18 protein-coding genes are annotated in these 22,564 nt (G+C 61.5%); 3 read left to right on the top strand and 15 right to left on the bottom strand.

Going from position 1 to position 22,564, the window contains the following annotated elements; genetic code table 11:
• The first annotated feature begins 17 nt into the window (after positions 1–17).
• Positions 18–830, top strand: coding sequence for a GNAT family N-acetyltransferase (locus tag GH665_RS05095; RefSeq protein ID WP_153134923.1), 813 nt, complete (start codon positions 18–20; stop codon positions 828–830).
• Between the two features lie 116 nt (positions 831–946).
• Here the strand turns inward: GH665_RS05095 and ppx are convergent, their stop codons facing one another.
• The gene (ppx, locus tag GH665_RS05090) at positions 947–2,572 is read right to left on the bottom strand and encodes an exopolyphosphatase (RefSeq protein ID WP_153134922.1); all 1,626 of its coding nucleotides are present in this window, start codon (positions 2,570–2,572) and stop codon (positions 947–949) included.
• A 202-nt stretch (positions 2,573–2,774) separates the two neighbouring features.
• Between ppx and ppk1 the strand changes: the two genes are divergently transcribed.
• On the top strand, positions 2,775–4,838 hold the full coding sequence (gene ppk1 / locus GH665_RS05085; protein WP_153134921.1) for a polyphosphate kinase 1: 2,064 nt from the start codon (positions 2,775–2,777) through the stop codon (positions 4,836–4,838).
• 92 nt (positions 4,839–4,930) lie between these two features.
• Here ppk1 and phoR read toward each other — a convergent pair whose 3' ends face one another.
• The 11 genes from phoR to GH665_RS05030 form a co-directional block, all read right to left on the bottom strand.
• On the bottom strand, positions 4,931–6,244 hold the full coding sequence (phoR, locus tag GH665_RS05080; RefSeq protein ID WP_153134920.1) for a phosphate regulon sensor histidine kinase PhoR: 1,314 nt from the start codon (positions 6,242–6,244) through the stop codon (positions 4,931–4,933).
• 43 nt (positions 6,245–6,287) lie between these two features.
• A complete protein-coding gene (phoB, locus tag GH665_RS05075) occupies positions 6,288–6,989 on the bottom strand; it encodes a phosphate regulon transcriptional regulator PhoB (protein WP_028199153.1) in 702 nt (233 codons plus the stop codon).
• A 26-nt stretch (positions 6,990–7,015) separates the two neighbouring features.
• Positions 7,016–7,720, bottom strand: a complete 705-nt coding sequence (gene phoU, locus GH665_RS05070) for a phosphate signaling complex protein PhoU (protein ID WP_028199154.1) — start codon at positions 7,718–7,720, stop codon at positions 7,016–7,018.
• A gap of 28 nt (positions 7,721–7,748) precedes the next feature.
• Positions 7,749–8,597, bottom strand: coding sequence for a phosphate ABC transporter ATP-binding protein PstB (pstB, locus tag GH665_RS05065; protein ID WP_153134919.1), 849 nt, complete (start codon positions 8,595–8,597; stop codon positions 7,749–7,751).
• A gap of 17 nt (positions 8,598–8,614) precedes the next feature.
• On the bottom strand, positions 8,615–9,511 hold the full coding sequence (gene pstA, locus GH665_RS05060) for a phosphate ABC transporter permease PstA (protein ID WP_153134918.1): 897 nt from the start codon (positions 9,509–9,511) through the stop codon (positions 8,615–8,617).
• Positions 9,508–10,509, bottom strand: coding sequence for a phosphate ABC transporter permease PstC (gene pstC, locus GH665_RS05055; protein WP_153134917.1), 1,002 nt, complete (start codon positions 10,507–10,509; stop codon positions 9,508–9,510). The genes pstA and pstC overlap by 4 nt, the downstream gene beginning before the upstream one ends.
• A 146-nt stretch (positions 10,510–10,655) precedes the next feature.
• On the bottom strand, positions 10,656–11,687 hold the full coding sequence (gene pstS, locus GH665_RS05050) for a phosphate ABC transporter substrate-binding protein PstS (RefSeq protein ID WP_153134916.1): 1,032 nt from the start codon (positions 11,685–11,687) through the stop codon (positions 10,656–10,658).
• A 374-nt stretch (positions 11,688–12,061) separates the two neighbouring features.
• Positions 12,062–13,420 carry a phosphoglucosamine mutase gene (gene glmM / locus GH665_RS05045; protein ID WP_153134915.1) on the bottom strand — a complete coding sequence of 453 codons (1,359 nt, stop codon included), beginning with the start codon at positions 13,418–13,420 and terminating at the stop codon, positions 12,062–12,064.
• Between the two features lie 29 nt (positions 13,421–13,449).
• Positions 13,450–14,262 (bottom strand): dihydropteroate synthase, encoded by an 813-nt coding sequence (gene folP, locus GH665_RS05040; RefSeq protein ID WP_425496045.1) that lies wholly within the window; start codon positions 14,260–14,262, stop codon positions 13,450–13,452.
• Between the two features lie 170 nt (positions 14,263–14,432).
• On the bottom strand, positions 14,433–16,322 hold the full coding sequence (gene ftsH / locus GH665_RS05035) for an ATP-dependent zinc metalloprotease FtsH (RefSeq protein ID WP_054036261.1): 1,890 nt from the start codon (positions 16,320–16,322) through the stop codon (positions 14,433–14,435).
• A 189-nt stretch (positions 16,323–16,511) separates the two neighbouring features.
• Positions 16,512–17,174 carry an RlmE family RNA methyltransferase gene (locus GH665_RS05030; RefSeq protein ID WP_028199162.1) on the bottom strand — a complete coding sequence of 221 codons (663 nt, stop codon included), beginning with the start codon at positions 17,172–17,174 and terminating at the stop codon, positions 16,512–16,514.
• Between the two features lie 183 nt (positions 17,175–17,357).
• Here GH665_RS05030 and GH665_RS05025 point away from each other — a divergent pair, with 183 nt between their 5' ends.
• Positions 17,358–17,888 carry a YhbY family RNA-binding protein gene (locus GH665_RS05025; RefSeq protein WP_153134914.1) on the top strand — a complete coding sequence of 177 codons (531 nt, stop codon included), beginning with the start codon at positions 17,358–17,360 and terminating at the stop codon, positions 17,886–17,888.
• Positions 17,889–18,019: 131 nt separating this feature from the next.
• On the opposite strand, the gene GH665_RS05020 is transcribed toward GH665_RS05025, so the two are convergent.
• The 3 genes from GH665_RS05020 to carB form a co-directional block, all read right to left on the bottom strand.
• On the bottom strand, positions 18,020–18,529 hold the full coding sequence (locus GH665_RS05020; RefSeq protein WP_153134913.1) for a DUF4149 domain-containing protein: 510 nt from the start codon (positions 18,527–18,529) through the stop codon (positions 18,020–18,022).
• A 20-nt stretch (positions 18,530–18,549) separates the two neighbouring features.
• Positions 18,550–19,026, bottom strand: coding sequence for a transcription elongation factor GreA (greA, locus tag GH665_RS05015; protein WP_115780599.1), 477 nt, complete (start codon positions 19,024–19,026; stop codon positions 18,550–18,552).
• 151 nt (positions 19,027–19,177) lie between these two features.
• Positions 19,178–22,432, bottom strand: a complete 3,255-nt coding sequence (gene carB / locus GH665_RS05010) for a carbamoyl-phosphate synthase large subunit (RefSeq protein ID WP_153134912.1) — start codon at positions 22,430–22,432, stop codon at positions 19,178–19,180.
• Between the last annotated feature and the right edge of the window lie 132 nt (positions 22,433–22,564).

Raw genomic sequence — 22,564 nt, 5'->3', positions numbered from 1 at the left:
TTCGACCAGGACGCCACATGCGAGAACTGCCGACGCCCACCCTGCCCCTGGCTTCCATCTTCGAAACGCGCCGTCTGCCGCGCGCCGAGGAGACGGTCACCGCCCAGCATCGCCTGCAAGTCACATGGGCACGCACCGACGAGGAACTGCGCGAGGCCCAGCGTCTGCGCTACCGTGTATTCGCCGATGAAATGGGTGCGCGCCTGACGGGTCCGGCGGGCCTCGACGTCGATGCGTTCGACTCATACTGCGATCACCTGCTGGTGCGCGATCTCGACACGCTAAAGGTGGTCGGCACCTATCGCGCACTGCCGCCGCACCAGGCCGCCCGTATCGGGCGCCTGTATGCCGAAAGCGAATTCGACGTGTCGCGTCTCACGCACCTGCGCGCAAAAATGGTCGAAGTGGGCCGCTCCTGCGTACACCCGGACTATCGCAGCGGCTCGGTAATCATGTCGCTGTGGGCCGGGCTCGCCGCGTACATGCAGCACAACAACTACGAGACGATGCTCGGCTGCGCGAGCGTCGCGATGGTCGACGGTGGCCACTACGCAGCGAATCTTTACTGCTCGCTGCGCGACAACGCGCTGACGGCGCCGGAATATCGCGCGTTTCCGCACACGCCGTTGCCGGTCGAAGAACTGCAGACCGGCGCCGACGTTGCACCGCCGCCGCTCGTGAAAGGTTATCTGCGCCTCGGCGCGAAGATCTGCGGCGCGCCGGCATGGGATCCCGACTTCAATACAGCGGACTTTCTAACGCTGTTGCGCCTGACGGATATCAACGCGCGTTACGCACGGCACTTCCTCGGCGACGCCTCACCGCGCTAAGCATCGTAAGCATCGAGCAAGCCCGCGCACACCAGCCGGCAGCTTCAGCCGGCTGGCGATACAGATAAAAAAAGCCCAGCGAATCCGCCGGGCTTTTCATTTACAGCGCGTCGATTTCAATCGTCGGTGTAGACCACACGATACGGAATGCCAACCTTCTCCCACTCCGCAGCCTCCTGGATCAGGCTGTAATCGGTCAGCGGATTGTTAGCCACCCACTCGTTCGGCAAGCGCACCTCATAACCGCCGTTGACCTGCGCAACCGCGATACCCGGCAGGCCGACATCCGCACGCCGGCGGCACAGCAGCGCTGCCAGCCGCAGACAGAACAACAGCGGCCATTCCACTTCGCGCGTTTGCGACAGCTTGCCGAGCTTCCCGGCGTGACCGAGCACCAGCGCGGCAAGCCGCGCCTGGTCGGTGCGCGAAAACCCCGGCATATCGGCGTTGCTGGCGATATAGGCCGAATGCTTGTGATAGGCGCTGTGGGAAATCGACAAGCCGATTTCGTGCAAGGCCGCAGCCCAACCGAGGAACATGCGGTTCTCGGTACGCCGCTCCTCATCCGGCTCGGCAAACTGATCGTAAAAGCGCACCGCAAGTTCACCGATACGCCCGGCCTGTGCGCGGTCCACGCCATAACGGCGCATGAAGCCTTCCACCGTCAGCGTACGCATGTCCTCGTGCTGCGCGCGGCCCAGCAAGTCGTACAGCACGCCGAGGCGCAACGCGCCGTCTGTCGTATCGACGTAATCCACGCCGAGTTCGTCGAACACCGCGATCATGATCGACAGACCGCCTGCCAACACCGGAATGCGATCGGCCTTCAGCGCGATCAACTTCAGACGATTGACGTTCTCCGCCTTGATCAACGCACGTTTGAGACGCTCGAGCCCACCGCGCGAGATGCCGTGCGTGATGCCCGGATCATTGAAGCCGTTGGCCTCGACCAGTTCGGCAAGCGCCCGCGCGGTGCCCGACGAGCCAATGGCCTGTTCCCACCCGGTTTTTTTGTACTCCGCGGAAATGATCTGAATTTCACGGCTTGCGGCGAGTTCAGCCTGGCGCATCGTGTATTCGTCGACATTCCCCGCGGGAAAAAACGCGCGGCTATGGCTCACGCAGCCGATATACAGGCTCTCCATCTTGATCGGCGTGTAGTGCGAGCCGATGATGAATTCCGTCGAACCGCCGCCGATATCCACCACGAGACGCTTGCCCGCGCTGGCAGGCACGGAGTGTGCTGCGCCTGCATAGATCAGACGCGCTTCTTCACGCCCGGCGATCACCTCGATCGGGAAGCCGAGTGCCGCTTGCGCCTCACCGAGAAACTCACTGGCGTTCTTGGCTATGCGCAGCGTATTGGTGGCGACGGCGCGAACGTGATCGGGATGAAAGTCGCGCAAGCGCTCACCGAAACGCTTGAGCGCGTCCCAGCCGCGCACTTGCGAGGCGCGGTCGAGCATCTTGTCGCGCGACAGACCGGCGGCAAGACGTACCGGCTCGCGCAACGCGTCGACCTGATAGATCTGGCTGCCTGCATCGGTTTCCTCTACCCGGCCGACGATCAGCCGGAAGCTGTTCGAGCCGAGGTCGACGGCAGCAAGCAGTTGTGGAGTATTGACCATCGAGTAAGCGAACTCCGTGCGCGCGTGTGCGGCGGCGTTGGATGCGGAAGGTGCCGGATGTCCATTCGGTGCCTTGGGCGCCTTATGGCCGGCCGCGCTGTTGAAAGACGCCATTCTAAGCGTACCGGGCCTCACGATGTCGCCTCGCAGTGATGGGGGTGCCCTATGGTCCCACACGCACTGCGTCACAATTACGACACGTGACGATTACGGCGTAGAATTTATAACATTCCGAATGTCATAACAACGTCATCATACTGTGAGAATTTCCGAGCGTCTTTTCGTCTCCCTTCCTGACATTCCATTCTCGCTGCCGATGTCCATCCGCTACCCCTTATTGAATCGCGAGCTGGGCATTCTGGGTTTCAACGAGCGTGTGTTGGCACAAGCTGCCGACCCCGCCGTCCCTTTGCTCGAACGCCTGCGCTTCATCTGCATCACCAGTAGCAACCTCGACGAATTCTTCGAAGTCCGCATGGCCGGACTGCAGGAACAGATGCGCGACAACCCCGGCGCTATGTCGCCGGACGGCATGTCGCTGCAGCACGTATATGACCTCGTGGTCGAGCGCGCGCAGCGGCTCGTGCATCGTCAGTACACCATGCTGAACGACACGGTGTTCCCCGCGCTCGAAACAGAAGGTATCTATTTTCACGGCACCGAAGCGTGGAACGAAGCGCAGACCGAATGGGCGCGTAATTACTTCTTCGACGAACTGCTGCCGGTACTCACGCCGATCGGCCTCGATCCGGCTCACCCGTTTCCACGCGTGCTCAACAAGAGCCTGAACTTCGTGGTCGAACTCGAAGGCAAGGATGCGTTCGGCCGTCAGGCGATGATGGGCATCGTGCAGGCGCCGCGCGCCCTGCCCCGGCTCGTGCGCATGCCGCAGGAACTGTCGGGCTATCCGCATGGTTTCGTGCTGCTGAGCTCGTTGCTGCAGCGCTTTGTCGGCGAGCTGTTTCCGAATCTGGTGGTGCGCACCTGTAATCAGTTTCGCATCACGCGCAACAGCGAACTATTCGTCGACGAAGACGAAATCACCAATCTGCGGGTCGCATTGCAAGGTGAACTGCCGGCCCGGCATCTGGGCAACGCGGTGCGGCTCGAAGTGTCGGCGGATACGCCCACGCACGTCGTGCGGCGCCTGCTCGACGAAAGCAGCCTGACCACCAAGGATTGCTACTTCGCCAACGGCCCCGTCAATCTGGTGCGCCTGATGCAGTTGCCGGAGATGGTAGACCGGCCCGATCTGAAATTCGTGCCGCATATTCCAGCGATTCCGGCGCAGATCGCCAACAGTGCGAGCATGTTCGATGTGATCGACCACGGCGACGTGCTGCTCCATCATCCTTACGAAAGCTTTCAGCCGGTGCTCGAATTGCTGCTGCAGGCGGCTAAAGACCCGAACGTGATGGCCATCAAGCAGACCATCTACCGCACCGGCACCGATTCCCCGCTGATGGACGCGCTGATGCAGGCGGCGCGCAACGGCAAGGAAGTGACCGTGGTGGTCGAACTGCTCGCGCGCTTCGACGAGGAAACCAATATCAATTGGGCGTCGCAGCTTGAAGCGGTGGGTGCGCACGTCGTGTACGGCGTGGTGGGTCACAAATGCCACGCGAAGATGATGCTGATCGTGCGGCGGGTATCGTCGGGCGGCAAGACAACGCTCAAGCGTTACGTGCATCTGGGCACCGGCAACTATCATCCGCGCACCGCGCGTCTTTATACCGACTTCGCCCTGATGACCGCCGATCAGCAGATCTGCGAAGACGTGCACCACGTATTCCAGCAACTGACCGGTATCGGCGGCGAACTGAAGCTGCACGAGTTGTGGCAGTCGCCATTCACGCTGCATCCGAAACTGGTTGAGGCGATTCGCGCGGAAGCGGCTCACGCGCGCGCCGGAAAAAAGGCGCGCATCGTCGCGAAGATGAACGCGCTGCTCGAACCCACCGTGATCGCCGAGCTGTACGAGGCCTCGCAGGCCGGTGTGAAGATCGATCTGATCGTGCGCGGCGTGTGTTCGTTACAGCCGGGCGTGCCGGGTTTGTCCGAGAACATCACGGTGCGTTCGATTGTCGGGCGCTTCCTCGAGCATCATCGCATTTTCTATTTCTACGACGACGGCAAGGAACAGGTGTATCTGTCGAGCGCCGACTGGATGGACCGCAACTTCTTCCGGCGTGTGGAAGTGGCGTTTCCGATCAACAACCGTCGCCTGAAACGGCGTGTGATTGCCGAAGGCCTATCGGCGTTTCTCGGCGACAACCAGTCCGCGTGGCTCATGCAAAGCGACGGTCACTATCGGCGCCGGCGGCCGGGCAAATCCTCGCGCAATGCGCAGATGAGTCTGCTGGGGAAATTCTGTTCGTGAGTGAGTAATCGCGTTCGGCCGCCGCTGCAGCGGCGACGTGCGTAAAAAAGCCCGCCTTTGCTACAGGCGGGCTTTTTTTCGGACCACGACTCCTAGACCGGCGCTGGTTGCCGGCGCGCCGTACGATATACCGGGAAGCGCACGGTGAACGTGCTGCCACGCCCCTCCTCGCTCTTCACGTCGAGCTGCGCATCGTGCCGTTGCAGCACATGCTTGACGATGGCGAGACCGAGGCCCGTCCCGCCCGTATCCCGCGAACGGCTGCGGTCGACACGATAGAAGCGCTCGGTCAGACGTGGAATGTCCGCGGCCGGAATCCCCAGGCCGCTGTCCGTGACCGAGAAAACCGCACTGCCGCCGTTGCCGTGCCAGGTCACCGTGATTGCTCCACCGTCCGGCGTATAGCGAATCGCATTGGTCACGAGGTTGCCGAGCGCGCTGAGTATTTCCGTTTCCACGCCGGTGACGGTGAGCCCTTCGTCGGCGTCGAACACAATGTTGTGATGGTCGCTCGACAGGCTTTGCGCGTCGTCCTTCAGATGGCGCAACACCGCGCGCATATCGATCATCTGATCGCTCGGCGGCTTGTTGTCGCCTTCGAGTTTCGCGAGCACCAGCAAGTCGTTGACGATATGGCGCATGCGCGAGGCCTGCTGCTCCATCAACTCGAGGTAGCGCGCACGCTCGGCTTCGCCTAGCGGCAATTCCCGCATCGTCTCGAGAAAACCGGACAGCACGGTCAGCGGCGTCTTCAATTCGTGCGAGACATTGGCGACGAAGTCGCGCCGCATCGCGTCGGTACGCTCCAGCTCGGTGATGTCTTGCGAGAGCACCAGCTTGCGATTTTCACCGTACGGAAACACCTGCACCGACAGCACGTTCTGACGCTTGTCGCCCATGCCGCGCATAATCAGCATCTGTTCGTAGCGCTGCGAATTCAGGTAACGCACGAAATCCGGCTGGCGCACCAGATGCGTGATGTGCTGACGCAGATCGCGTTTCGCGTCGAGCCCGAAATGAAGTTCGGAGATCGCGTTGCACCACTCGATCTGATCGTGATCGTCGAGCATCGCCACGCCATTCGGCGACGCCTGGATCGCCTGGATGAAACGCGAATGCTGCTGCTCGACCTGGCGCACCTGCGCGTGCCAGCGCTTCGCGAGCTTATGCAGACGGTAGTAGATTTCGCCCCAGATGCCGGGGGCGCTCGGCACTTCGCCGTAGACCGGCGCATCGAGCAAACGCCACAAGCGCTGCTTGTGGAAGGTGCTGAAGAGACTTTGCGCGAGCAGCATGACGATCGCGAGAATCAGTCCTGCCTTGACGTTCACGAGTGCGCCGACCACCACGCACAGAACAGCCAGCAGCACGACCGACACGATGGAACGTGCCCAGATGATGTTCATGTTCTAGCGATCGAAGAGAAAGGTACTACCGCGAACTCAGGCGTCAGGCGCTCTTCGCGAGCCGGTAGCCGCTGCCGCGTACCGTCTCAATCATAGCATCGCATCCGGCCGGCTTGAGCGCCGCGCGCAAACGCTTGATATGCACGTCCACCGTGCGCTCTTCGACGAACACGTGGTCGCCCCACACCTGATCGAGCAATTGCGTGCGGCTATGCACGCGCTCGGGGTGCGTCATGAAGAAGTGCAGCAAACGGAACTCGGTCGGGCCGAGATCGAGCTTGATCTCGCTGCCTTCCGCATGCGCGGCGACGCGATGCGTTGCCGGGTCGAGTTTCAAACCGTTGATCGCCACGAGGTCTTCGGTCAACTGCGGCGCACGGCGGCGCAACACCGCCTTGATACGCGCCATCAGTTCCTTCGGCGAAAACGGCTTGGTGACGTAGTCGTCCGCACCGATTTCGAGGCCGAGCACCTTATCCTGTTCATCGCCACGCGCAGTCAGCATGATGATCGGAATGTGCTTCGTGCGCTCGTTGTTGCGCAGATCGCGGGCGAACGCAATGCCTGACTTGCCCGGCAACATCCAGTCGAGCAGGACGAGGTCGGGCAGCACGTCGCTGATCAGGTTCTGCGCCTGCTCCGCGTTGTACGCGCGAATCGGGCAGTGTCCGGCGTGTTGAAGATTGACCGAAATCAGTTCGGAAATGGCGGGCTCATCTTCAATGACGAGAATGCTGCTGGGCATCGGCACCTCTGGTCCTTATCTCTGGATTAACTTAGCGCTTCGCGTTCGAGCGCGTCGCGCGACTTGTGCCGCACGTCGGTGCCCTTGACGATGTAAATAATGAATTCGGCGATGTTCTTCGCGTGGTCGCCGATCCGTTCGATCGCCTTGGCGATGAACAGGAAATCGAGGCCCACCGAAATCGAACGCGGATCTTCCGTCATGTACGAAATCAGCTTGCGAACGAAAGCGCGGAATTCTTCGTCGATCGCCTTGTCGTCGCGCACGATCTGCGCGGCGGCCACCGTGTCCAGGCGCGCAAATGCGTCCAGCGCGCGGCGCAGGATCGACACCGCCATTTCGCCCGACAATTTGATCTCGGCGATATTGATAGTGCGCGACGCGCCGTCTTCCATCAGACGCTTGGTGCGCTTGGCGATTTTTTCGGCTTCGTCGCCGGCGCGCTCTAGATTCGTGATGGTCTTCGAAATCGCGATCAGGAGGCGCAAATCGCGTGCGGCCGGTTGACGGCGCGCGATGATGTTGCTGCACTCTTCGTCGATTTCGACTTCCATCGTGTTCAGGCGCTCTTCGGCCGCGATCACCTGTTCGGCGACGTCGAGGTCGAAGTTGTTGAGCGCGATCATCGCGTTGACGATCTGCGACTCGACCAGGCCGCCCATTTCGAGCACCTTCGAGGAAACGAGGTTCAGGTCGGCGTCGAACTGGCTGGACAAATGTTTATCGGACATGTCGTACCCCTTTGTTTTGCGCGGCGGCTTAGCCGAAGCGGCCAGTGATGTAGTCCTCGGTTTCCTTGCGGACCGGCTTGATGAAGATCTTTTCGGTATCGCCGAATTCGATCAGTTCACCGAGGTACATATAGGCAGTGTAGTCCGAACAGCGTGCGGCCTGTTGCATGTTGTGAGTGACGATCACCACCGTGTAATCGCTCTTCAATTCAGCGATCAGCTCTTCGATACGACCCGTGGAAATCGGGTCCAGCGCGGAACACGGCTCGTCGAGCAGCAGCACTTCAGGACGGATCGCAATACCGCGCGCAATGCACAGACGCTGCTGCTGGCCACCAGACAAACCGTAGCCGCTCTGGCCCAGCTTATCCTTCACTTCGTTCCACAGCGCGGCCTTGGTCAGCGCCCACTCCACGCGGTCGTCCATTTCCGAGCGCGGCAGTGTCTCGAACATCTTCACACCGAACGCGATGTTGTCGTAGATCGACATCGGAAACGGCGTCGGTTTCTGGAACACCATGCCGATCCGCGCGCGCAGCAGCGAAATATCGCGCTTGGAGGTCAGCAGGTTTTCACCGTCCATCAGGATTTCGCCTTCGGCGCGCTGCTCCGGATAAAGCGCGTACATCTTGTTCAACGTGCGCAGCAAGGTGGACTTGCCGCAACCCGACGGGCCGATGAACGCGGTCACCTTGCCTTCGGGAATGCGCAGGTTGATGTTCTTCAGCGCGTGATACTTGCCGTAGAAGAAGTTCAGATCGTTGATCTCGATCTTCGGACGCGACGGCGCTTGCGCCTGGCCGCTTTGGGCGGGATCGAAACCGGCGGGCGCCGTGGGACGCGCGGTCGGATTGAGTTGAGTTTCTGCCATATTCATCGGATTACACTCCGCCCTTACTTATTCGAAAAGATCGTGCGCGCGAGGATGTTCAATCCCAGCACCGCGAGCGTGATCAGGAAGACGCCGGCCCACGCGAGCGATTGCCATTGCGCAAACGGGCTCATCGCGAACTTGTAGATCGTGACCGGCAGGTTCGCGACCGGCTGGTTCATGTCCATCGAGAAGAACTGATTCGACAACGCGGTGAACAGCAGCGGCGCGGTTTCACCGGCAATGCGCGCGACACCGAGCAGCACGCCCGTGACGATACCGGCGATCGATGCCTTCAGCGTGATCGACAGCACCATCTTCCACTTCGGCGTACCTAACGCGAAAGCGGCTTCGCGCAGTGCATTCGGCACCAGCTTCAACATGTTTTCGGTGGTACGGATCACGATCGGAATCTGCAGCAGCGCGAGCGCGAACACGCCGGCCCAGCCGCTGAAGTGCCCCATCTTCGCAACGACGAGCGCGTAGACGAACAGGCCCACGACGATCGACGGCGCCGACAGCAGAATGTCGTTGATGAAGCGCGTGAGACTGGCAAGCCAGCCCTTCTGACCGTACTCGGCGAGATACACCCCCGCCAGAATGCCGATCGGCGTGCCGACGAAGGTTGCCAGCGCAACCAGCATCACGCTGCCGACAATCGCATTGGCGAGACCGCCGCCATCGGTGTTCGGCGGCGGCGTGGATTGCGTGAACAATTCGATCGACAAACCGCCGATGCCCAGCCGCAGCGTCGTATAGAGAATCCACACCAGCCACAGCAGGCCGAAGGCCATGGCCGCGAGCGACATGGTCAGCGCCACCGCGTTCTTCGCGCGGCGGCGGCCTTGCAGACGCACGCGCATTGCTTCGAGCGCAGCGGCGTCGTTCGAACCCGGCATATTCAAGGTAGGCTGGCTCATTTCGCGCCCTCCCCTTTTTCCAGGCGAAGCAGCATGACCTTCGAGATTGCGAGGACGATGAAAGTAATCACAAAGAGAATCAACCCGAGTTCCATGAGCGCCGACGTGTGCAGGCCCGGATCCGCTTCCGCGAATTCGTTGGCGAGCGCCGAGGTAATGCTGTTACCCGGCGAGAACAGCGAGACGTTGTCGAGCAGATTGGTGTTGCCGATCACGAAGGTGACGGCCATCGTCTCGCCGAGCGCGCGGCCGAGGCCGAGCATCACGCCGCCGATCACACCGCTCTTGGTGAAGGGCAGTACGATCTTCCACATCACTTCCCAGGTCGTGCAGCCGATGCCGTACGCCGACTCCTTCAGGAGGACCGGCGTGACTTCGAACACATCGCGCATCACCGAGGCGATGTACGGGATGATCATGATCGCAAGAATGACCCCGGCACACAGGATGCCGATCCCGATCGGCGCACCCTGAAACAGCGCACCGACGATAGGAATGCCGCCAAGGAGTGTGCCGAGCGGCTTTTCGAACCACGTGGCGAAAATCGGTGCAAACACCAGCAGACCCCACATGCCGTAGACGATCGACGGGATCGCGGCGAGCAGTTCGATGGCGATACCGAGCGGACGGCGCAGCCACGCGGGCGCGAGTTCGGTCAGGAAAAGCGCGATGCCGAAGCTGACGGGCACCGCGATGATAAGTGCGATGAGCGAGGTCGCGATCGTGCCGTAAATGGGCACCAGCGCGCCGAATTGTTTGCTAGGTGGATCCCAGTCGGCGGTCCACAGAAACGCGAGGCCGAACTGTTTGATCGACGGCATGGAGGCGACGACCAGTGAAACGATGATGCCGCCGAGCAGCAACAGCGTGATGATGGCGGCGAGACGGGCGAGGCCGCCGAAGATGACGTCGCCGGCGCGACTGGGGGCTTTCTGCTGCGACGCGCTGCCAGGCGGTGTCGATCTCGACGCGCCAGACGCTAGTTGGATATCGGACATGAGAGCCTGATGGACCTGTTTCCAGTTGCCGTATGACACTTGTCGTGCGGCGGATAAAGCTGACGTAGTGTCGGGGTAATGCCATTGGCCGTCCTCGAATGAGGACGGCCAATGTCTTGCTGCATGCCTACTGCTTACCGCCTCGCTTACTCGGCGATAGCCTTGCCCGTGGCGTCCTTCACCTTCGACTTCCACTGCGAACGGATTTCAGCCGTTACCGAATCCGGCAGCGAGATGTAATCCAGATCGTTTGCAGCCTGGGTGCCGTTCTTGAACGCCCAGTCGAAGAACTTCAGCGTTTCCGTGCCTTGCGCCGGCTTGTCCTGCGCCGTGTGCAGCAGCACGAAGGTTGCGCCGACGATCGGCCATGCGTCCTTGCCCGGCTCGTTCGTCAGGATCTGGTAGAACGACTTCGACCAGTCCGCGCCCGCTGCCGCTGCCTTGAACGTTTCCGTCTTCGGCTCGACCACGGCGCCCGTCGAGTTCTTCATGGCTGCGTACGTCATGTGGTTCTGCTTCGCGTATGCCCATTCCACGTAGCCGATTGCGCCCGGCAGACGTTGAACGAAAGCGGCGACGCCGTCGTTACCCTTGCCGCCCGTACCCGTCGGCCAGCTGACCGTTGCGCCTTCGCCGACCTTCGCCTTCCAGTCCGCATTGACCTTCGACAGGTAGTTCGTCCAGATGAACGTGGTGCCCGAACCGTCAGCGCGGCGAACCACGGCGATGTCGGTATCCGGCAGCTTGAGCTTCGGGTTCAACGCGACGATTGCCGGATCATTCCACTTCTTGATCTTGCCCAGGTAGATGTCGCCGAGCACTTCGCCCGACAGCGTCAGTTCACCCGCCTTCACGCCCGGCACGTTGACAGCCGGCACCACGCCGCCGACCACCGTCGGAAACTGGAACAGACCTGCCTTCGCGAGTTCATCGTCCTTCAGCGGAGCGTCCGAGCCTGCGAAATCAACAGTCTTCGCTTCGATCTGCTTGATACCGCCCGACGAGCCGATACCTTGATAGTTGACCTTGCCGCCACCCGACTTCTGGTAGGCGTCAGCCCACTTCGTGTAAATCGGTGCTGCGAAGGTGCTGCCCGCGCCGGTGATGTCTGCGGCTTGCGCTGCGATCGCGAAAAGCGCGCCAGCGACGCCAGCGAACACGGTTTGCATCAATTTCATGAGACCTCCAAGGGTGTGAGCGGTGTGAGCGAATAACACGAACACCGCGAAGCTTAGGGTCTCTTTGTGACAGTAACGTGACTAACCGTGAAACGGATGTGACAGTGGGATTACGAGGTGAAAGGCGTTCACGCGGTGAAATTGCCGGTTTAGCGGAGCTGCGGGCGCCGTTCTACAGATTAGGCGAAAAAGATGGGGCGCGAACGTTTGCGTGGGAGTGTGCATGCGATTGCGAGATGATGCGAGGTGCGTTATCTCGTTGAAAGCTCCGCACTGCGGCTCAATACCGCACCGGGAGCGGCCGACTGACGACGGGACGGCTTGTGTGCTCAAAGCCGCCTCGCCGCCCTCGCCGTCACGACGGTATGGCTGGCTTAGGCCGTAGCCTGCTTCACTGCGTCAGCGATCGTTTCGGCATGGCGAACCGCGTCGTTGACGTTTTCCGCCTCCACCATCACGCGCAACACGGGCTCGGTGCCGGACGCACGGATCAGCACGCGGCCGCGGCCGTTCAGCGCATCCTCGGCCTTGCTGATCGCGCCGCGAATTGCGGCGCTGCCCTTCCAGTCCGCGCCGGGCTGCATCCGCACGTTGATCAGCTTCTGCGGGAACAGCGTGACGCCACGGAGCAGCTCCGAGAGCGTTTTGTCGCTGCGCTTCATCGCGGCCAGCACCAGGAGGGCCGACACAATGCCGTCGCCGGTCGAATGGCGGTCAAGAGAGAGAATATGGCCGGAGCCTTCCGCGCCCAACTGCCAGCCGTGCTCACGCAACTGCTCGAGCACATAGCGGTCGCCCACCGCCGCGCGGACAAACTTCACGCCGGATTCCTGCAGCGCGACTTCGACTGCCATATTGGTCATCAAGGTACCGACCGCGCCTTCCACTTTGCCGTCGGTCGCCATGCGGTCCTTGACCAGCACGTACAGCAACTCGTCGCCGTTATACAGCCGGCCGGCCGAGTCCACGACCTGCAGCCGGTCGGCGTCGCCGTCGAGCGCGATGCCGAGGTCCGCGTGGTTCGCGCGCACCGCGCGCACCAGCGCGTCCGGCGCGGTCGCACCGACGCCATCATTGATGTTGAATCCGTTCGGCGCGACACCGATCGGAATCACATCGGCACCGAGTTCATGGAACACGTGCGGCGCGACGTCGTACGCGGCACCGTGCGCGCAGTCGACCACCAGCTTCATGCCTCGCAAGTCAAACGCTGCCGGGAAAGTGCTTTTGCAAAATTCGATGTAGCGGCCGGCTGCGTCGTCGAGGCGCCGTGCCTTGCCGAGTTGCTCGGAGGCGGCGCAGGCGAGCGGCAGATCGAGTTGTTCCTCAATCTGCAATTCCACTTCGTCGGGCAGCTTGTTGCCATCGGCGGAGAAGAATTTGATGCCGTTGTCGTAGTACGGGTTATGCGACGCACTGATCACGACGCCGGCGGCGAGCCGCAGGGCGCGCGTCAGATACGCAATGCCCGGGGTCGGCATCGGCCCAGCCAGCATGACGTCGACGCCGGCCGCGGAAAAACCCGCTTCGAGCGCGGCTTCGAGCATATAACCCGACACCCGCGTGTCTTTCCCAATCAGCACCGTGGGACGCGTACCGGTTTTGGCCCAGCGGTCCGCGCCCGCGAGCACTTTGCCGGCGGCATAGCCGAGCCGCAATACAAACTCGGGCGTAATGGGCCCTTCGCCAACCTTGCCCCGAATTCCGTCCGTTCCGAAATAACGACGTGCCATCTTTTATGTTCCTCCTTGGCTTTTTTGGGTCAGCCACGCGCGCGGCTGTGGTGTGCCGCGTCGCGCATGGCCGCCCATACTTTCAATGCATCCACTGTTTGCGCGACATCGTGTACGCGCAAAATGGCCGCGCCACGCTCGGCGGCGCACACCGCTGCGGCGAGGCTGCCCGCGACGCGCTCCGGCGCCGGGCGTCCGACGACCGCGCCGACCATCGACTTGCGCGACATGCCGGCGAGAATGGGGTATGGCGGCTCAGCCTGCGGCGCCGTGTCCGGCAGATGCGCGAGCAGCGCGTAATTGTGTTCGACCACCGACTTGCCGAAGCCAAAGCCAGGATCCACGCTGATGCGCGCGCGGGCAATACCGGCCTGCTTCAGCGTCGTCACCCGTTCTTCGAGAAACTGCCGCACCTCGCTCACCACGTCTTGATAATCAGGCTCGCGAAGTTGCATGGTCTGCGGCTCACCGAACATATGCATCACGCACAAACCGCACTCGCTGTGGCGCACGGCATCGATCGCACCGGGCATCCGGAAACCCCAGATGTCGTTGATCAGATCGGCGCCCGCGGCCAGCGCGCGGCGCATCACTTCCGGCTTGTACGTATCGACCGACAGCGGCACGTTCGCGCCGTGCAGTTGCTCGATCAGCGGAATCACCCGCTCCAGTTCTTCATCGAGCGGCACGGGCGGCGCGCCCGGGCGAGTCGACTCGCCGCCGATGTCGATGATGTCCGCGCCATCGAGCAGCATGCGCTCGGCCTGACGCAGCGCATCGCCGCGCATCGCGTACTGGCCGCCATCGGAAAAAGAATCGGGGGTGACGTTCAGGATGCCCATGACCAACGGGCGTTCGAAGGTCAGCTTGAAGCGGCCGCATTGCAGCGGTTCGGGAATAGGAAGAGAGGGGAATTCGACTTTCGGCACGTAGCGGTCAATCACGTAAAACAGATAAATGCAAAACGGGCCGGTGTGAAACACACCGGCCCGCACTTTCTACTGGTCGCCTATCAGGCCGGCGCGGTCGCGCTGCCCGGCTTGACCTCGGTGCCCGGGCTGCCACCCGACGAGGCGTCGCTTGCCGACGGCGGCGAGCTCTTCGGCGAACGCGGCGGACGGCCTGCCATGATGTCGTTGATCTGATCGGCGTCGATCGTTTCCCACTCCATCAGCGCGGCGGTCATCGCTTCGACCTTGTCGCGATTCTCGTCCAGCAGGCGCTTGGCGAGGTTGTACTGCTCGTCGAGCACGCGGCGGATTTCCGCGTCGACCTTCTGCTGCGTCGCTTCCGAAATGGTCCGCGTGAAGCCGCGGCCAAACGGTGTTGCGTCGTTTTCGTCGTCGACGTAGACCATCGGTCCGAGTGCGTCCGTCATGCCGAAGCGAGCCACCATGGCGCGGGCAGTAGCCGTTGCCTTGTTGAAGTCGTCCGATGCGCCGGTGCTGATCAGGTTCAGGAACAATTCTTCCGCGACACGGCCACCGAACAGGATCGCGAGGCGGTCCAGCAGGTAGTCCTTCGAATACGTTTCGTTGTCATGCTCCGGCAACTGCCACGTGACGCCCAGCGCACGGCCGCGCGGAATGATCGTGACCTTGTGCACCGGATCGGCCTTCGGCAACAGCTTGGCGATGACCGCGTGACCCGATTCGTGATACGCCGTAGCACGCTTCGATTCTTCGCGGATCACGGCCGACTTGCGCTCCGGGCCCATGAAAATCTTGTCTTTCGCGTCTTCGAAGTCGTTCATTTCGACGATGCGCTTGCCGCGGCGAGCCGCGAACAGCGCTGCTTCGTTGACCAGGTTCGCCAGATCGGCGCCCGAGAAGCCCGGCGTGCCGCGTGCGATAACCGCTGCGTCGACGTCGTTCGAAATCGGCACCTTGCGCAGGTGAACCTTCATGATGTGTTCGCGGCCGCGGATATCCGGCAAACCGACGTACACCTGACGGTCGAAACGGCCCGGACGCAGCAGCGCCTTGTCCAGCACGTCCGAACGGTTCGTGGCAGCAATCACGATCACGCCCGAGTTCGCTTCGAAACCGTCCATCTCGACCAGCATCTGGTTCAAGGTCTGTTCGCGTTCGTCGTTACCGCCGCCCATGCCGGCGCCGCGATGACGGCCGACCGCATCGATTTCGTCGATGAACACGATACAAGGTGCATGCTTCTTGGCCTGCTCGAACATGTCGCGCACACGAGCCGCACCGACACCCACGAACATTTCCACGAAGTCCGAACCCGAAATGCTGAAGAACGGCACCTTGGCTTCGCCGGCGATAGCCCGCGCCAGCAACGTCTTACCCGTTCCCGGCGGGCCGACCAGCAGCACGCCGCGCGGGATGCGCCCGCCCAGCTTCTGGAACTTCTGCGGATCGCGCAGGAAGTCGACCAGTTCGGAGACTTCTTCCTTGGCTTCGTCGCAACCGGCGACGTCGGTGAAATTGATTGCGTTGTTGTTTTCGTCGATCAGACGTGCACGGGATTTACCGAACGAGAACGCACCGCCTTTCCCGCCCCCCTGCATCTGTCGCATCATGTAGAACCAGAAGCCGATGATCAGGATCGTCGGTCCGAGGTAGTACAGCGCGGACACCAGCGCATTCGGTTCGTCATCAGCCTTGCCGCTCACCTGAACGCCATACTTCATCAGATCGCCGACCATCCAGATGTCGCCGGGCGACACGATCTGGTACTTCTGGCCGTCTGCTGGAGTGACCGTGAGGTTCCGCCCCTGGACAATGACGTTCTTGACTTTGCCGTTCTTTGCGTCGTCCATGAACTGCGAATAGGAAACGCCTTCCTGGACACGGGGCTTGTCGAACTGCTTGAACACCGTAAACAGCACCAGTGCGATAACCAGCCACACTGCTGCTTTCGAAAACATATTGTTGTTCAAAGCACCACTCCTTCACTTAGACGGGCGCCTACATTTTCCTTGCGGCACCACGAAAGCATTCTAATCCAGTCCGCAGACCCCTGCCATAAGGTTTCGCTACCACATAAATAGCGTAGCGGGCTGTCGGAGCGCCAATTTCCGGCGCCCTGGGCACATTATCGGCAGATGCGGAACCTTCCTGCAGCGCCCCTATGCGGGCCGCTTGAGGTGCCTACCTAAAATAAACGTTTCTGACGACTTGTCCCGCGAAGCTTTCGGCTTGCGGGCCGCCACCACCTTGAACTGGCGCTTGAACTTTTCGACAATCTGGCTATAACCGCTGCCATGAAAACATTTGACTAAAAGGGCGCCATCCGGCTTCAGGTGGTTTTGCGCAAATTCCATCGCGATATCGCACAAATGCTCGATTCGCGCGGCATCCGCCACCGCCACTCCCGACAGGTTGGGCGCCATATCCGAAATTACAAGATCAACTTGTCGTTCTCCGACCAATTCTTCCAATTGGAGAAGCACCGAGTCTTCGCGGAAGTCGCCCTGAATGAAGTGAACGTCGGAGATCGGCTCCATAGGCAGCATATCCAGCGCGATGATCGTGCCGTCGATCCCGCCCTCGCGCTCAGCGTCGCGCTGCGCGCCCTTGGCCAGCTTGTTGCGGGCGTACTGACTCCAGCTGCCCGGCGTGGAGCCGAGGTCGACGATCACCTGACCGGGCCGGATCAGCTTGTCCTGCTCGTCGATTTCCTTCAGCTTATAGGCAGCGCGGGCGCGGTAACCCTCCCGCTGCGCCATTTTTACGTACGGGTCGTTGATGTGATCGTGCAGCCACGCGGTGTTGAACTTGTTTTTTGCCATTAATGGTAGAACTCTTGCTGCGTGATGTCGCGCTTTAGGGGATAATACGCGGTTAATTCGCGCGGCCACCGCCAAAACTGGCAGTCATCCGCGATTCTGTTGTTCTGACGCGCCGCCCTGCGCCATGGTCCGAATCTATCCGGACTGCAGGTGCCGCCATTTTAGTCGAGTCTCCCACTTTCCATGCCAGCCCTTAAAGTCTCTTCCGATCAACGCGCCGAATTGCGCTCCCAGGCACATGCGCTCAAACCGGTCGTGCTCGTCGGCGCCGAAGGCTTGACCGACGCTGTGCTGTCGGAGATCAAGGTTCACCTTGGCGCACATCAACTGATCAAAATCCGCGTATTTGGCGACGAACGCGAAGAGCGCATCGCCATCTACGAACAGATCTGCGACCAGCTGAACGCCGCGCCGATCCAGCATATCGGCAAGCTGCTGGTAATCTGGAAGCCGGAAGCAGCGGCGCAGCCAGCGGTGAAGGCCAAGCGCGGCGCCCTGCCGAGCGCCCGCGAAGCGGCTGTCGAAGCCAAACCGGGCAAGGGCCGCGCACCGCGCGTGGTCACGGTGGTGAAACCCAGCGAAGTTCCAATGCGCAAGCCAAAGGCAAAGGCAGTCGTGGTGCGCGGCAATGAGCGCGTCACGCAGGGCGGCAACATCAAGCGTGCCAAGAAACGCCAGACCAGCGCGAAACGCGCGCATCAGTCGTCGAAATAAGCGAATGATGAGAAGTGCGGGCGGTGTCCGCACTTTGGCGTGAACTGCTCAGATCGCCTGGGCAACGCCGCTTAGGCAATCCGTAGCGCGACAGACAAAACCGCCTGGGCCGGCTCCTGGCCTCGCACCACTCAGCCGGTGACTTTCCCGGTGGCGCTACGAGCGCCCTGCTCCGCAGTCACAACGCCGACGCTCGCCGGCAGCTTCCATACCAGCGCCACGCCCAGTAGGCTTTCGATCAGGTAAAACAGACTCGACACGCCGTGCAGGATGCCGAAGCGTGTCGCATAAGCCGAATGCCCGACATCACTGCCCGCTTCCAACGCGGCAATGCGCATCGCGTTCATGAACGGCTGCAACGCAAAGTACCCCACCAGCACGCACACCAGCATACCGGCGATCAACCAGCGCAACCGGCGATAAGCCTCGCTGCCGCGGCGAATCAGGATGTTCGCCAGAACCAGCAGCAAAATACCGCACACCGCGCCCAGCACGCCTTCGATGCGGAACAGTTGCGCCGCCACGGCACCTGCCGTCATGCGGTCGAGCGACGTAAACAGCACTGGCGCGACGGCATAGCCGATCGTCAGGAGACTACCGACCCACACCACCGTCAACAGGCGGAAGAAACGATGCGGCATCAGGGACACCGGCGCCGCCTTCAAACGTAGCTCACCGCGATGATTTCGTATTCGCGCACGCCGCCCGGTGCCTGCACCGATGCAACGTCGCCTTCCGACTTGCCGATCAACGCACGCGCGATCGGCGAGCTGATCGAGATCAGGCCGTGGTCGATGTCCGCTTCGTCGTCGCCGACGATCTGATACTTGACCGGCGCACCCGAATCCAGATCCTCCAGCTCGACGGTCGCGCCAAACACCACGCGCCCGTCCGCTTCGACCGCGGCCGGGTCGATCACCTGCGCGCCGGCCAGCTTCGATTCGATTTCGGCAATCCGGCCTTCGATGAAGCCCTGCTTTTCCTTCGCCGCGTCGTATTCCGCGTTCTCCGACAGATCGCCCTGGGCACGCGCTTCAGCGATCGAATTGATCACCGACGGACGCTCAACCGATTTCAGGCGCTGCAATTCATCGCGCAACATTTCCGCGCCGCGCTTCGTCAATGGAACAGTGCTCATAAACAACTCTATGCAAAAAACAGCCGTAAAAAAAATCACCGCGGTTAAGTGCATTCCGCGGGGCTGACGCTCCGGGCAAAAAGCCGGGCCACAGCACCTGCGGAACGCCGCTTAACCGCGGCACTTACATCTTGGACAGGTATTCGAAGCCTTAGTTTAGGCGAGCGTGGAGTCCTTGTAAATCATAGACTTCCAGGTTCTTCAAATAGCGCAAACCTTCAACTGCGGCCCGTGCACCGGACATCGTCGTGTAGTACGTGACCTTGTTTGCCTGCGCGCTCATGCGGATCGAGCGCGAGTCGGCGATCGCCGCACGGGTTTCGTCGACAGTCGTGAAGACCAGCGCGATTTCGCCGTTCTTGATCATGTCGACGATGTGCGGACGGCCGTCCTTCACCTTGTTGACGACCTTGACCGGGACGCCGGCCGCTTCAATCGCGGCAGCCGTGCCCTTGGTCGCGACGATCGGATAGCCGAGTTCGTGCAGCATGCGCGCGACTTCGACGGCCTTCGGCTTGTCAGCATCCATCACGGTCAGGAGCACCGTGCCCGACTCCGGCAGACGCGAACCCGCCGCCAGTTGCGACTTGAACAGCGCTTCGCCGAATGTCTGCCCCACACCCATCACTTCACCGGTCGAACGCATTTCCGGTCCGAGCACCGGATCGACTGCCGGGAACTTGACGAACGGGAACACGGCTTCCTTCACGCTGAAGTACGGCGGATCGATTTCCTTCGTCACGCCCTGATCGGCGAGCTTCTGGCCGACCATCGCGCGCGCCGCGATTTTCGCGAGCGGCAGGCTGGTCGCCTTCGACACGTACGGCACCGTGCGCGATGCGCGCGGATTCACTTCCAGCACGTAGATGATGTCTTCTTTCGAACCATCGGCCTGCGGCACCTGCTGGATCGCGAACTGCACGTTCATCAGGCCGACCACATTCAGCGCCTTGGCCATTGCACCAGTCTGGCGCTTCAGCTCGGCAATGGTTTCCTTCGACAGCGAGTACGGCGGCAGCGAGCAAGCCGAGTCGCCCGAGTGAACGCCCGCCTGTTCGATGTGTTCCATCACGCCGCCGATGAACACGGCCTCGCCATCGGAGATGCAATCGACGTCGCATTCGATCGCGTCGTTGAGGAAGCGGTCGAGCAGCACCGGCGAATCGTTCGACACCTTCACGGCTTCGCGCATATAGCGTTCGAGGTCGCGCGGCTCATGAACGATTTCCATTGCGCGGCCGCCCAGCACGTACGACGGACGCACCACCAGCGGATAGCCGATTTCCTCGGCGAGCTTCAGCGCTTCGTCTTCAGCACGCGCGGTGCGGTTCGGCGGTTGACGCAGGCCGAGGTCCTGCAGCAGCTTCTGGAAACGCTCGCGGTCTTCCGCGGCGTCGATCATGTCCGGCGATGTGCCGACGATCGGCACACCGTTCGCTTCGAGATCGAGCGCGAGCTTCAACGGCGTTTGACCGCCGTATTGCACGATCACGCCGACCGGCTTTTCCTTGTCGACGATTTCGAGCACGTCTTCGAGCGTCAGCGATTCGAAGTACAGACGATCGGACGTGTCGTAGTCGGTCGAAACGGTTTCAGGGTTGCAGTTGACCATGATCGTTTCGTAGCCGTCTTCGCGCATGGCGAGCGCGGCGTGCACGCAGCAGTAGTCGAACTCGATGCCCTGGCCGATCCGGTTCGGGCCGCCGCCCAGCACCATGATCTTCTTGTTGTTCGTGGGGTTCGCTTCGCACTCTTCCTCGTAGGTCGAGTACATGTAGGCGGTTTTCGTGGCGAACTCGGCGGCGCACGTGTCGACACGCTTGTAGACCGGGCGCACGTTCAGTTCGATACGGCGCAGGCGCACCTCTGCCGGCTTCGCGCCGAGCAGCTTCGCGAGACGCCGGTCCGAGAAGCCGCTTTGCTTCAGATACTTGAGTTCTTCCTTCGACAGGCTTGCCAGCGTACGGCCGGCCAGCGCCTTTTCCTTCAGGATGATCTGTTCGATTTGCGCGAGGAACCACGGGTCGATCGAGGTCTCTTCGAAAATCTCTTCGGCCGTCATGCCGATACGGAACGCGTCGCCCACATACCAGATGCGGTCCGGACCGGCTTCACCGATCTCGCGGATGATCTCGTCGCGGTTGTCGGTCTTTTCGTCCAGACCGTCCACGCCCACTTCGAGACCGCGCAGCGCCTTCTGGAACGACTCCTGGAAAGTACGGCCGATGGCCATCACTTCGCCGACCGACTTCATCTGCGTGGTCAGGCGCGAATCGGCTTCGCGGAATTTCTCGAAGGCGAAACGCGGAATCTTGGTGACGACATAGTCGATCGTCGGTTCGAACGATGCCGGGGTCTGGCCACCGGTGATTTCGTTCTTCAACTCGTCCAGCGTGTAACCGCAAGCGAGCTTAGCCGCGACCTTCGCGATCGGGAAACCGGTCGCCTTCGAAGCCAATGCCGACGAACGCGACACACGCGGGTTCATTTCGATCACGATCATCCGGCCATCTTTCGGATTGATCGAGAACTGCACGTTCGAACCGCCCGTGTCCACGCCGATCTCGCGCAGCACCGCGAGCGATGCGTTACGCAGGATCTGGTATTCCTTATCGGTGAGCGTTTGCGCCGGCGCGACGGTAATCGAGTCGCCGGTGTGAATACCCATCGGGTCCAGGTTTTCGATCGAGCAGACGATGATGCAGTTGTCCTTCTTATCGCGGACCACTTCCATCTCGTACTCTTTCCAGCCGAGTAGCGATTCTTCGATCAGCAACTCGCGCGTAGGCGACAGGTCGAGGCCGCGCTTGCAGATCTCTTCGAATTCGTCGCGGTTGTACGCGATGCCGCCGCCCGAACCGCCCAACGTGAACGACGGACGGATCACGACCGGATAGCCGCCGCTACCCGTTTGCACAGCGATGTCGGCTTGCACCTGCAGTGCTTCTTCCATCGAATGCGCGGTGCCCGACTTGGCCGAACCGAGGCCGATCTTGGTCATCGCGTCCTTGAACTTCTGACGGTCTTCCGCCTTGTCGATCGCCTCCGGCGACGCGCCGATCAGCTCGACCTTGTACTTCTCCAGCACGCCATGCGCGTGGAGATCCAGCGCGCAGTTCAGCGCGGTCTGGCCGCCCATCGTCGGCAGGATCGCGTCCGGGCGCTCCTTGGCGATGATGCGTTCAACCACTTCCCACGTGATCGGCTCGATGTAGGTGACGTCGGCCGTGTTCGGGTCGGTCATGATCGTCGCCGGATTGCTGTTGACGAGAATGACCTTGTAGCCTTCCTCACGCAGCGCCTTGCATGCCTGCGCGCCCGAGTAGTCGAACTCGCACGCCTGGCCGATGATGATCGGACCCGCGCCGATGATGAGAATGCTTTTAATGTCTGTCCGCTTGGGCATAACGCTCTCGCTAATGTATTCCTGAATTCTTTCCGTCGGCGCGCGCCGTTCAAACGTTGCGCGCGCTGTGTTGTGTTGTGTGCGGCTCGCCCGGCTTCGCGCGTGGCGCGCCAATCGCGTTGCGAGCCGCGC

It is taken from the genome of Paraburkholderia agricolaris (assembly GCF_009455635.1).
Classification (GTDB): Bacteria; Pseudomonadota; Gammaproteobacteria; order Burkholderiales; family Burkholderiaceae; genus Paraburkholderia; species Paraburkholderia agricolaris.
The sequence above is the reverse complement of the archived record's forward strand: the minus strand, read 5'-3'. Positions and strand labels throughout refer to the sequence as shown.